This is a genomic window from Pseudomonas sp. NFIX28, assembly GCF_900107395.1.
Lineage (GTDB): Bacteria > Pseudomonadota > Gammaproteobacteria > Pseudomonadales > Pseudomonadaceae > Aquipseudomonas.
Window position 1 is genome coordinate 544,149 of sequence record NZ_FNPW01000002.1, and the last position, 12,270, is coordinate 556,418.

A 12,270-nucleotide genomic window follows, 5' to 3' on the forward strand; every position below is an offset into this window, starting at 1 on the left:
GGAGCGAGCGGGCGGTGATCCGACTTGCCCGCGACTTGACCTCGCCGAGGTCATCGTCCAAGGACCATACACATGAGCAACCACAACGACCTGCTGATCGTCGGCGCCGGCATCCTCGGGCTGTCCCATGCCTATGCCGCGGCCAAGCGCGGTTTGCGGGTCAAGGTTTTCGAGCGCAGCGCCACGCCCCTGGGCGCGTCGGTGCGCAATTTCGGCCAGGCCCTGGTGACCGGCCAGCCGCCGGGCGTGATGCTCGACCTGGCCCGGGCCAGCCGCGGCATCTGGGGCGACTGGGCGCAGCTGGCCGGCCTGGCGCTCAAGCGCAACGGCTCTTACCTGTTCGCCCGCACCGAGGCCGAGGAGCAATTGCTGCAGGCCTTCTGCGCCGGACGTGCGCAGGAACACGGCTACCGGGTCGAACTGCTGCGCGGCGCGGCGTTGAACGATCTGTACGGCGGCCGCTTCCGCCATCATCGCGCGGCGCTGCATGGCCTGGATGACCAGCAGCTGTATTCCCGTGAAGCCATCCCGCTGCTGATCGACTACCTGCGCCGCGACCTCGGGGTGGAGTTTCATTTCTCCACCCTGGTGCGCGACATCGAGCCCGGCCAGTTGCACAGCACCGCCGGCAGCTTTCGCGCGGGGCAGATCCTGGTTTGCTCCGGCCACGACTACCAGACCCTGCTGGCCGAGCCGATTGCCGCGCTGGCGCCGCAGGTCTGCCGCCTGCAGATGCTTCGCGCCCGGCCCGAGGTGCCGTTGAACCTGCAACATGCGCTGCTCACCGGCCTGAGCTGCGTGCATTACGGCGCCTTTGCCGACCTGCCCGAAGCGGCGGCGGTGCAGGCGCAGATTCTGCGGGACGCGCCGCACCTGCATGAAAACGGCATCCACCTGCTGATCAGCCCGACCCCTTATGGCGAGCTGATCATCGGCGACTCCCACCATTACGGCAGCGATCCGTCGCCGTTCAATGCCGAGCAGGTGGACAACTGGATGCTCGAGCTGGCCGAGCACACCCTGGGCTGCAAGGTGCAGGTGGTCGAGCGCTGGCAGGGCGTCTATGGCGCTCGAGGCCCGGCGCCGTTTTCATTCCTGCGGCCGGCCGCCGGCGTCAGCGTGGCGCTGATGCATAGCGGCGTGGGCATGAGCGTCGGCCCGGCCCTGGCCGAGGGCAATATCGCGCGTTTGCTGGAGGAAGCCTGATGCGGCCTGAGCAGCGAATCGCCGAGGTGTTCGGCCTGTACGAGCGTTTTGGCGATAGCGACTACATCGGCGAGCCGGTGTCGCAGATCGAACACATGTCCCAGGCCGCGCAACTGGCCATGGCCGAAGGCTTCGACGACGAGGTAGTGCTGGCGGCGTTCTTCCACGATATCGGGCATATCTGCGTCCAGGATGCCGAGAGCATGGGCGGTTTCGGCGTGGCCAGCCATGAGCGGCTGGGCGCGGACTACCTGCGTCGCGCCGGTTTCAGCGAGCGCCTGGCGCGGCTGGTGGAATACCACGTGCAGGCCAAGCGTTACCTGACCTTCAAGGAGCCGGGCTATTACCAGCGGCTCAGCGAAGCCAGCCGGCGCACCCTGGAATACCAGGGCGGAGTGATGAGCGCCGAAGAGGCCCGGACCTTCGAGCAGGACCCGCTATGCGCGGTCAGCCTGCGCCTGCGCCATTGGGACGAACAGGCCAAGGAATTGTGGGTGCCGGTGATGGATTTGCAGGTGCTCAAGGACAAGGCGGCGCGGTTGTTGGCTGCCTGATCCTGTGCTGTCTGGACGATAGCTATCGCGGGCAAGCCGGATCGCCGCCCGCACGCTCCTACAGAAGACCGGTGTCTGTAGGAGCGAGGCTTGCCCGCGATGGCGTCCACGAGAACAGCGCCGACCTAATCCTCGACCACCAGCTTCTGCGCCAACGCCTCGATCTGCTCCTGGCGTTCGGCCTGGCTCAGCCGTGGCGCCGGGTTCAGCGACGACCACTGCGGATGAGCGCGGGCCTTGTTCAGCGCCTCCGGCAGCTTGCCGTCGCGCCAGCTCTGGTCCTGGGGCGTGGCCAGCTGGATGCTGCCCAGCGCCGCATGCCCGCGCACATTCAAGGCTTGCACCAGTTGCCGTTGGCGCAGGGCCAAGAGGCGCAGCACGCTGTCGTCCACGGTCAGCTCACGCTGGCCCTTGATTTTGCCCAGCAGGCGGCTGCCATAGCTGCGGGCGGTTTGCAGCGCACCGCCGGCAATCGCCCCGGCCAGGGCGGCCGCGCCCAGGGTCAGGCCGCCGACCAGCAGGTCGACGCCAGCCCCGGCCGCCGCGCCAGCCGCTATCCCGCCGCCGACCCGTACCCCCAGCTGCTTGAGGGTTTCCGGGTTGAACAAATCATCGCCCCAGCGCCCGTCGAGCAGCGGCACATCGCTGGTGGCGGCATCCTGCGGGCGGAAGGCGTAGAGCTTGAGCAGAGCCTCGACGCAGCGCTGTTCGCGCTGGCGCACGGCCTGGCGCAGTTCGCCGATGGCCTGTTGTTCCTGCGCGACCTCGCTGGCCACGCTGCGCCGGCAGGCGGCGCAATCGACCAGCAGTTCGGCGATCAGCCGCGCGGCGCTTTGCTGGCGGGCCACGCGTTGCGCCTGCTGGTCGGCGATCAGGCGTTCCAGTTGCGACCGCGAGCTTTCCAGCAACAGCGCCAGGCTTTCATACAGGCGCCGCTCGCCGTCTTCCGGCGGCGCCACGCTGTCGAAACGCACCAGCGCGTGCAGGCCCAGGCGGGCCAGGGCTTCGCGCCAGTCCGGCTCGCGGTGGCTGGCGCTGCTGACGAAATTCAGCACCGGCAGCAGCGGTTTGCCGCAACTGGCGAGGACTTCCAGTTCGTCGCGGTACTTGGCCAGCACCGGCTCGCGGGCGTCGATCACATACAGCCCGGCGTCGGAAGCCAGCAGCTGGCGCAGCACCTTGGCTTCCTGTTCGAAACGCTGGCGCGCCTCGCTGCCTTCGAGAAACCGCGCCAGGCGGGCCGGGCCGTCCAGGCGCTCGCCGGGGTGCTCCAGGCGTTCCAGGTAGTCGAGCAGGGCAATGGCGTCTTCCAGGCCGGGGGTGTCGTACAGGTCGAGCAGCGGTTCGCCATCCACCGACAGCCGCGCGCCCTCGACATGGCGGGTGGTGCTGGGGCGATGGGAGACTTCGCCGAACCCCACATCCCGGGTCAGGGTGCGCAGCAGGGAGGTCTTGCCGACGTTGGTGTGGCCGACCACCGCCAGCTTCAACGGTGGTTTGCGAGGATCAGTCATGTCCGGTCTCCAGCCAGTTCAGCGGTGCGCAATCGGCGAATGGCAGCTCCAGCTGTTGCAGCGCCACGTGCCAGTCGCCCAGGCGTTCGGCGTCCAGCGCTTCGCCGGGCGGCGCCTGCAACAGCCAGACCCGGGTGGCAGTGGCGCTGCGGGCCAGCTCGGCGATCAGCGCCAGGCTGCCACGGTCCGGCGAGCGCCGTGGATCGCAGGCGATGGCCAGGCGCGCCGGCGGAAAGCGGCTCATCTGTTCCAGCAGTTTGTGCCGGGATTCGCGGCTGTCGAGGATGCCGGCGTCTTTCACCGTGACCGGCAATTGCGGTGGCCAGGGGCGCTGGCCGTCCAGTTCGATGGCCACCAGCAGGGCGCCATCGCTGTCCTGCGCGCTGACGCCGCCTTCGACGCGGTGTAGCAAGTCGGGGGCGGCATCGTTGATCCCCAGGCGTTCGCTGCTGGGCATCAATGCTTCGCGCAGCTGGCTGTAGCCGGGGAGGTTGAGGTCCAGGTGCAGGCGCGCCTGGCCGTGCTTCCAGCGCCAGCGACAGAACAGCATCAACAGCAGGCGCGGCAGCACGCCGTAAATGATCAGCGAGGCCACCAGCCAGACGGCCCACATCTGGCGCACCAGTTCAGTGTTGTAAACATCCCGGGTGCTGGCGTGAATCATCTCTACGGTCGGTACCCCGAAACCTATGGCACGGGGTATGGCCGCGAGGGCGTTGGTCATCACCACGAAGGCATCCGCGCCGAGCAGGGTGCTTTCCCAGTAGAACCCGTAGCGCTTGGTGATCAGCAGCATCAGCAGGATCGCCACGGCGCTGAGCAGGGCCAGCAGCCACAGGCCGTTGACCAGGCTGCCGATGGCCCAGCGATTAAGTTTGCGCCGTTGCAGCAACAGCAGCAGGGCGGGCGCCAGCTGCGCGGCCTTGGCATCGCGGGCGAACTTGGCGCTGAGCCACAGCCACAGGCGGCCGAGGCTGGCGCCGTGTTCACCGGCGAACAGCAGGCCGATGGCCCAGCTCAGCAGCAGAAGCAGGTTGAGACCGAGCAGGCTGCCCAGGGCCCAGAACACGTTGACCGGCGCTTGCCCGTTACCCAGAGCGGCGAAGGCCAGGCCGGCACCGCTGACCATGGCCAACATGGCCATCAGCAACAGCGCCAGGCGCGCGCCCTGGACCCAGTGGCGCAGGGCGGCGGCCAGGCCGTCGCGTTCGGCCAGCCACAGCGCGCGGTATTGGAGGCGGCTCGCCAGGTCGCCACCCGCGGTGCGGGCCAGGCGATTGGCTTCCTGGTCTTCCAGGGCGCCGGCGTGTTCTTCACGCAGGCGTACGGCTTCGGTGAGCCAGAGTTTTTGCAGTGGGGTCAAAGCTGTCACACGTCATTCCATTGCTCAAATGAGCGCTGAGCATAACCGCTGTGGCGCTGGTCGGGGTACGTTGCGGGGCACCGAGCCTCTGGTATCCTCGCCGGCATGAAAAAATCTCTCCCTCTCAGCCTGATCGCGGCGCTCGGTGAAAACCGCGTGATCGGCGTCGACAACAGCATGCCCTGGCACTTGCCGGGGGATTTCAAATACTTCAAGGCCACCACCCTGGGCAAGCCGATCATCATGGGTCGCAAGACCTGGGATTCGCTGGGGCGGCCATTGCCGGGGCGGCTGAATATCGTGGTCAGTCGCCAGGCCGACTTGCGGCTCGAAGGCGCCGAGGTGTACCCGTCGCTGGAAGCCGCGGTGGCGCGTGCCGAGGAGTGGGCGCTGGAGCAGGGTGTCGCCGAGCTGATGCTGATCGGCGGGGCGCAACTGTATGCCCAGGGCCTGGAGCAGGCCGATCGTCTGTACCTGACGCGCGTGGCGCTGAGCCCGGAGGGCGATGCGTGGTTTCCAGAGTTCGATCAGCAGCAGTGGAAACTGGTGTCGAACGTGCCGAACCCGGCGGAAGGCGACAAGCCGGCCTACAGCTTCGAGGTGTGGGAGAAGCGTTAAAAGCATCGCGGGCAAGCTCCGCTCCTACGGGGCCGAGGTCGAATCACATGAGGTGATCAACTCGGGATCCGTAGGAGCGAGGCTTGCCCGCGATGACGTTCTAAAGGTCGCAGCCCTTAAGCCTGCGCCAGCTCCGCATGCGCATCGGCATCAAGCTTTTTCTTATCGGTCTGCTGCATGACCTGGCTGGTGATCGCACCGGCGGTCATCGAACCGCTGACGTTCAGCGCGGTGCGGCCCATGTCGATCAGCGGCTCCACCGAAATCAGCAGCGCCACCAAAGACACCGGCAAGCCCATGGCCGGCAGCACGATCAGCGCGGCGAACGTCGCGCCACCGCCTACCCCGGCCACCCCGGCCGAACTCAAGGTCACAATCGCCACCAGGGTCGCGATCCACAACGGGTCCAGCGGGTTGATGCCCACGGTTGGGGCGACCATGACCGCGAGCATGGCCGGGTACAAGCCGGCGCAGCCGTTCTGGCCGATGGTCGCGCCGAACGAGGCGGCGAAGCTGGCGATGGACTGCGGAATGCCCAGGCGGCTGGTCTGCGCCTCGATGCTCAGCGGAATGGTCGCGGCGCTGGAGCGGCTGGTGAAGGCGAACGTCAGCACCGGCCAGATCTTGCGGAAGAAGCGCAGCGGGTTGATCCCGGCCAGCGACACCAGCAGGCCGTGGACCACGAACATCAGGCCCAGGCCGATGTACGACACCACCACGAAACTACCGAGCTTGATGATGTCCTGCAGGTTGGAACTGGCGACCACCTTGGTCATCAGCGCCAGCACGCCGTAAGGCGTCAGCTTCATCACCAGGCGCACCAGGCGGGTGACCCAGGCTTGCAGGGTGTCGATGGCGTTGACCACTTTCTGGCCCTTGTCGGCGTCATCCTTGAGCAGCTGCAGGGCAGCGATGCCGAGGAAGGCGGCGAAGATCACCACGCTGATGATCGAGGTCGGCTTGGCCCGGGCCAGGTCGGCGAAGGGGTTCTGCGGAATGAACGACAGCAGCAGCTGCGGGATATTCAGGTCGGCGACCTTGCCCGCGTAGTCGCTCTGGATCACTTGCAGGCGAGCCATTTCCTGGGTCCCGGCCACCAGCCCTTCGGCGGTGAGGCCGAACAGGTTGGTCAGAGCGATGCCGATCAGCGCGGCAATCGCGGTGGTGAACAGCAGGGTGCCGATGGTCAGGAAGCTGATCTTGCCCAGGGACGAGGCGTTGTGCAGGCGCGCCACGGCGCTGAGGATCGAGGCGAACACCAGCGGGATCACGATCATCTGCAGCAACTGCACATAACCGTTGCCCACCAGGTCGAACCAGCCGATGGAGGTTTTCAGGATGGGGTTGCCGGCACCGTAGATGCTGTGCAGGGCAACGCCGAAGGCCACGCCCAGCACCAGCGCCAGCAGGACCTTCTTGGCCAGGCTCCAGGTGGTGTGACGGGTTTGTGCCAGGCCCAGCAGCAAGGCGAGGAACACCAGCAGATTGAGGATCAGCGGCAGGTTCATTAAGGCTCCATAAGACTTGTGCCAATCGCTTATGACTGCGATTGCGAACCGGCAAGCCTAACAGCTTGATATCTAATGAATTAATATCAAAAACGCATGGCGACTGTCGTTTTTGGAATAAGCAGCTGACGCTCAGGCGCATGTCGGTGACGGAATCAGGACGCGCACGGTCGCGCACAGGCGAGGATTGTCATGGCGATTTGTTAGCGTCGAACTCTTTAAATCAGGGAGAAAACGCCGATGAAACTCGCTCCGAAATTTCTGGTTGCCGCACTCTGCCTGGGCCTTGCCGGCCAGGTTCTCGCCACCGACTTGAAGCACTGGCCCGCGGACCAGGCCAAGCAACTGGACGCGATGATCGCGGCCAATGCCAACAAGGGTAACTACGCGGTGTTCGACATGGACAACACCAGTTACCGCTACGACCTGGAAGAGTCGCTGCTGCCATTCATGGAGAACAAGGGCCTGATCACCCGCGAGAGCCTCGACCCCTCCCTGAAGCTGATGCCGTTCAAGGACACCGCCGAGCATAAGGAAAGTCTGTTCAGCTATTACTACCGCCTCTGTGAAATCGACGACATGGTCTGCTACCCCTGGGTGGCGCAGGTGTTTTCCGGCTTCACCCTCAAGGAGCTCAAGGGTTATGTCGACGAGTTGATGGCTTCGGGCAAGCCGGTGCCGGCCACCTATTTCGAAGGCGACGTGGTCAAGAACACCGAGATCAACCCGCCGAAAATCTTCACCGGCCAGAAAGAGCTGTACAACAAGCTGATGGAGAACGGCATCGAGGTCTACGTGATGACCGCCGCCTCCGAAGAGCTGGTGCGCATGGTCGCCTCCGATCCGAAGTACGGCTACAACGTCAAGCCGCAGAACGTCATTGGCGTGACCACCCTGCTCAAGGACCGCAAGACCGGCGAGCTGACCACCGCGCGCAAGCAGATCACCGATGGCAAATATGACGAGAAGGCCAACCTCGGCCTGGAACTGACCCCTTACCTGTGGACGCCGGCGACCTGGATGGCTGGCAAGCACGCGGCGATCCTGACTTACATCGACGAGTGGAAAAAACCGGTGCTGGTGGGCGGCGACACCCCGACCAGCGACGGCTACATGCTGTTCCACGGGGTCGACGTGGCCAAGGGCGGCATCCACTTGTGGGTCAACCGCAAGGACAAATACATGGACCAGATCAACGGCATGATGGCCAAGCATGCAGCGGCCCAGGCCAAGGAAGGGTTGCCGGTGACGGCGGACAAGAACTGGGTGATCGTCAAGCCGCAAGACATTCAGTAGGAATGGGTTGAATCAATCGCGGGCAAGCCTCGCTCCTACGGGCGGCGATCCGGCTTGCCCGCGATAGGCCTCGCAGAGGCCGATCTCCAGGCAAAAAAATGCCCCGCACTTGGCGGGGCATTTTCATTCAGCGGCTGGCAATCACAGGCCGTCGAGCATGGCCTTGTTGCGTACCGCGCCCTTGTCGGCGCTGGTGGCCAGCAGGGCATAGGCTTTCAGTGCGGTGGTCACCTTGCGTGGGCGTTTTTCCACCGGCTTCCAGCCTTTCTTGTCCTGCTCGACCCGGCGGGCAGCCAGTTCTTCGTCGCTGACCAACAGGTTGATCGAGCGGTTCGGAATGTCGATCAGCACCTTGTCGCCGTCCTGCACCAGGCCGATGGCGCCGCCCGCGGCGGCTTCCGGCGAGGCGTGGCCGATGGACAGGCCCGAGGTGCCGCCGGAGAAGCGGCCGTCGGTCAGCAGGGCGCAGGCTTTGCCCAGGCCCTTGGACTTCAGGTACGAGGTCGGGTAGAGCATTTCCTGCATGCCCGGGCCGCCTTTCGGGCCTTCGTAGCGAATGATGACGATGTCGCCTTCCTTCACTTCGTCGGCGAGGATGCCGCGCACCGCGCTGTCCTGGCTTTCGAAGATCTTCGCGTTGCCTTCGAAGACGTGGATCGACTCGTCGACGCCGGCGGTCTTCACCACGCAGCCGTCCAGGGCGATGTTGCCGTACAGCACGGCCAGGCCGCCTTCTTTCGAGTAGGCATGCTCGACGCTGCGGATGCAGCCGTTTTCACGGTCGTCGTCGAGGGTTTCCCAACGGGTCGACTGGCTGAATGCGGTCTGGGTCGGGATGCCGGCCGGGCCTGCCTTGAAGAAGTGGTGCACCGCTTCGTCGTTGGTCTGGGTGATGTCCCACTTGGCGATGGCTTCTTCCATGCTGCGGCTGTGCACGGTCGGCAGGTCGGTGTGCAGCAGGCCGCCGCGGGCCAGGGAGCCGAGGATGCTGAAGATGCCGCCGGCGCGGTGCACGTCTTCCATGTGGTACTTCTGGATGTTCGGCGCGACCTTGCACAGTTGCGGCACGCTGCGGGACAGGCGGTCGATGTCGCGCAGGTCGAAATCGATCTCGGCTTCCTGGGCGGCGGCCAGCAGGTGCAGGATGGTGTTGGTCGAACCGCCCATGGCGATGTCGAGCATCATGGCGTTCTCGAACGCCTTGAAGTTGGCGATGTTGCGCGGCAGTACCGACTCGTCGTTCTCGCCGTAGTAACGCTTGCACAGCTCGACGATGGTGCGGCCGGCCTGCAGGAACAGCTGCTCGCGGTCGCTGTGGGTGGCCAGGGTCGAACCGTTGCCCGGCAGGGCCAGGCCCAGGGCCTCGGTCAGGCAGTTCATCGAGTTGGCGGTGAACATGCCGGAGCAGGAACCGCAGGTCGGGCAGGCGCTGCGCTCGTATTCCGCGACCTTCTCGTCAGAAGCGCTGGAATCGGCGGCGATCACCATGGCGTCGACCAGGTCGAGGCCGTGGGCGGCGAGTTTGGTCTTGCCGGCCTCCATCGGGCCGCCGGAGACGAAGATCACCGGGATGTTCAGGCGCAGGGCGGCCATCAACATGCCGGGGGTGATCTTGTCGCAGTTGGAGATGCAGACGATGGCGTCGGCGCAGTGGGCGTTGACCATGTACTCCACGGAGTCGGCGATGATCTCGCGGCTCGGCAGCGAATACAGCATGCCGTCGTGGCCCATGGCGATGCCGTCGTCCACGGCGATGGTGTTGAATTCCTTGGCTACGCCACCGGCGCGTTCGATTTCGCGGGCGACCAGCTGGCCCAGGTCCTTGAGGTGCACGTGGCCCGGTACGAACTGGGTGAAGGAGTTGGCAATGGCGATGATCGGCTTCTTGAAGTCGTCATCTTTCATCCCCGTGGCGCGCCACAGTGCGCGGGCGCCGGCCATGTTGCGGCCGTGGGTGGATGTTTTCGAGCGGTAATCAGGCATGGAGCACTCCGGGCGGCTAAATCAGGTAACAAATGGGGAGTGAGCTTCTATTGACCCCTGGAACACTCAGAAATGGCCGTGTGTCCTGAAGCTGCTGATGACGCCGCGGGATCGCCGCGCGCCTCAGCCTGAGCTCATAAACCCGCCGGGGGATGACTGGCGATGAATCTCGCGATTCTACACCGCTGGCGGCAGGAAGGAATGCCGTGGCCGCTCTACGGCGTCGATTGCCTGGAGACCGAATGGCGCAACCAGCGATCGGGGACTGGTTTAGACTCGCCGGCCTTCGATCTTCCAATGGAGCTGGAATGTCCGCGACGCTGCAATCTTTGAAGTTCTACCTTGTTGTTGGCCTGCTACAGGGCCTGCTGTTGATGTGGACCGTCCTTTATAGCGGCGGGTCCGGTGTGGCCATGGCCGCGTTGGCGGCTGCCATGCTGGTGGGTGGCATGCAGCTGCAACTGCTGGCCGAGCAACGACGCCAGCCGCGGGTCTGGATCGCCACACTGCTGGTGGCGCTGGGTGCGGCGGGGCTGGTGTGGGGCTGCCGTGGCTTGCCCGCCACCGCGGGTGTGGGGTTGGGCGTGATGGCCGGCCTGCTGTTGATGACCCTGCTCAGTGCCACGCTGCTGCGGGGGCGTGCCGAGCTGTGGCGACGCCTGCTGGCTAACGGTGCCTGGGTGCTGCTGGCTTTGCCGATGCCGTGGCTGGTGCAGTGGCTGCTCAAGTTATGGATTCAGCACCGACACCTCGACCCGTTCAAGAGCGGGTTTCTGTCCCTGGCGTTTTTTGCCGCTCCGACCCTGGCGTTCTCCGGCGCCCTGTTTCTCGGTTCTTTATGGCGCGCGCGCCGTCGGGCACCGCTCGCTTGAGCGCTGAATCTTGAGGGAGGAGGGGGCAATCGGCTTGGGCGCTCCTTGCCGCGTGGGGCAAGGGGCGTCCGGTCAGGCTCAGCTGTTAGGCAGCAGGCGGCAGGTGATGCTCTTGATGTAGCGGGTTTCCGGGATGGCCGGGTGCACCGGATGGTCCGGGCCCTGGCCGCCGCGTTCCAGCAGCTGGATATTGCGGTCCAGATGGCGGGCGCTGGTGAGCAGGATGTTCTGCAGGTCGTCTTCGGGCAGGTGCATCGAGCACGATGCGCTGACCAGGATGCCGTCCTTGCTGAGCAGGCGCATGGCCTGTTCGTTCAGGCGGCGGTAGGCGCCTTCGCCGTTCTTCAGGTCTTTCTTGCGTTTGATGAAGGCGGGCGGGTCGGCCACGATCACGTCGAAACGCTCTTCGGCGGCCTTGAGTTCCTTCAGGGCTTCGAACACGTCGCCTTCGATGCAGGTGACTTTCTCGGCGATGCCGTTGAGCGCGGCGTTGCGCTCGACACCGTCAAGGGCGAAGCCCGAGGCGTCGACGCAGAACACTTCGCTGGCACCGAAGGCGCCGGCCTGCACGCCCCAGCCACCGATGTAGCTGAACAGGTCCAGCACGCGCTTGCCCTTGGCGTAAGGCGCCAGGCGGGCGCGGTTCATGCGGTGGTCGTAGAACCAGCCGGTCTTCTGGCCTTCCATCACCGGGGCTTCGAACTTCACGCCGTTCTCTTCCAGGGCGACCCACTCCGGCACCAGGCCGAACACGGTTTCCACGTAGCGGTTGAGGCCTTCGGCGTCACGCGCGGCGGAGTCGTTCTTGAACAGGATGCCGCTTGGCTTGAGGACCTGGACCAGCGCGGCGATCACGTCGTCCTTGTGCTGTTCCATGGTCGCCGAAGCCAGCTGCACGACGAGGATGTCGCCGAAACGGTCGACCACCAGGCCTGGCAGCAGGTCGGAGTCGCCGTAGACCAGGCGGTAGAACGGCTTGTCGAACAGGCGCTCGCGCAGCGACAGGGCCACGTTCAGGCGGTGCACCAGCAGCGACTTGTCCAGCGCCAGCTTGGCGTCGCGCGACAGCAGGCGGGCGCAGATCAGGTTGTTCGGGCTCATGGCGACGACGCCCAGCGGCTTGCCGCCGGCGGCTTCCAGCACTGCCTGGTCGCCTGCCTTGAAGCCGTGGAGTGGGGTGGCGGCTACATCGATTTCGTTGCTGTAGACCCACAGGTGGCCGGCGCGCAGGCGGCGATCGGCGTTGGCTTTGAGGCGCAGGCTTGGCAGGGACATGACGTCGCTCCGGAAAAAAGAGCGGGAGTATAACGTGTTGCGCTCGCCGAGAGGCCGGCGAGTGGATATGTGGCGCCTCCA

The 12,270-nt window shown here is 65.4% G+C and carries 10 protein-coding genes; 5 read left to right on the top strand and 5 right to left on the bottom strand.

Annotation, left to right across the window (positions count from 1 at the left end):
• Positions 1-72: 72 nt before the first annotated feature.
• A complete protein-coding gene (locus BLV20_RS05970; RefSeq protein WP_092298293.1) occupies positions 73-1,206 on the top strand; it encodes a TIGR03364 family FAD-dependent oxidoreductase in 1,134 nt (377 codons plus the stop codon).
• Positions 1,206-1,760: a phosphonate degradation HD-domain oxygenase gene (locus tag BLV20_RS05975; RefSeq protein ID WP_092298296.1), complete on the top strand. Its 555-nt coding sequence runs from the start codon at positions 1,206-1,208 to the stop codon at positions 1,758-1,760. The genes BLV20_RS05970 and BLV20_RS05975 overlap by 1 nt, the downstream gene beginning before the upstream one ends.
• Before the next feature lie 125 nt (positions 1,761-1,885).
• Here the strand turns inward: BLV20_RS05975 and BLV20_RS05980 are convergent, their stop codons facing one another.
• Positions 1,886-3,274, bottom strand: coding sequence for a GTPase/DUF3482 domain-containing protein (locus tag BLV20_RS05980; RefSeq protein WP_092298299.1), 1,389 nt, complete (start codon positions 3,272-3,274; stop codon positions 1,886-1,888).
• Positions 3,267-4,646, bottom strand: coding sequence for a DUF2868 domain-containing protein (locus tag BLV20_RS05985; protein WP_092298302.1), 1,380 nt, complete (start codon positions 4,644-4,646; stop codon positions 3,267-3,269). Before BLV20_RS05985 ends, BLV20_RS05980 begins: the two co-directional genes overlap by 8 nt.
• Before the next feature lie 96 nt (positions 4,647-4,742).
• Here BLV20_RS05985 and BLV20_RS05990 point away from each other — a divergent pair, with 96 nt between their 5' ends.
• Complete coding sequence (locus BLV20_RS05990) at positions 4,743-5,255, top strand: dihydrofolate reductase (protein ID WP_092298305.1); 513 nt, start codon at positions 4,743-4,745, stop codon at positions 5,253-5,255.
• 116 nt (positions 5,256-5,371) lie between these two features.
• Here BLV20_RS05990 and BLV20_RS05995 read toward each other — a convergent pair whose 3' ends face one another.
• Entirely contained in the window at positions 5,372-6,763 is a 1,392-nt protein-coding gene (locus tag BLV20_RS05995) for an L-cystine transporter (protein WP_092298308.1), read from the bottom strand.
• A 240-nt stretch (positions 6,764-7,003) separates the two neighbouring features.
• Between BLV20_RS05995 and BLV20_RS06000 the strand changes: the two genes are divergently transcribed.
• Positions 7,004-8,059: an HAD family hydrolase gene (locus tag BLV20_RS06000; RefSeq protein WP_092298311.1), complete on the top strand. Its 1,056-nt coding sequence runs from the start codon at positions 7,004-7,006 to the stop codon at positions 8,057-8,059.
• A gap of 141 nt (positions 8,060-8,200) precedes the next feature.
• Here BLV20_RS06000 and ilvD read toward each other — a convergent pair whose 3' ends face one another.
• A complete protein-coding gene (ilvD, locus tag BLV20_RS06005; protein WP_092298314.1) occupies positions 8,201-10,042 on the bottom strand; it encodes a dihydroxy-acid dehydratase in 1,842 nt (613 codons plus the stop codon).
• Between the two features lie 308 nt (positions 10,043-10,350).
• Between ilvD and BLV20_RS06010 the strand changes: the two genes are divergently transcribed.
• Positions 10,351-10,914, top strand: a complete 564-nt coding sequence (locus BLV20_RS06010; RefSeq protein ID WP_092298317.1) for a hypothetical protein — start codon at positions 10,351-10,353, stop codon at positions 10,912-10,914.
• Between the two features lie 78 nt (positions 10,915-10,992).
• Here the strand turns inward: BLV20_RS06010 and BLV20_RS06015 are convergent, their stop codons facing one another.
• The gene (locus BLV20_RS06015; protein ID WP_007921262.1) at positions 10,993-12,189 is read right to left on the bottom strand and encodes a class I SAM-dependent rRNA methyltransferase; all 1,197 of its coding nucleotides are present in this window, start codon (positions 12,187-12,189) and stop codon (positions 10,993-10,995) included.
• Positions 12,190-12,270: the final 81 nt, after the last annotated feature.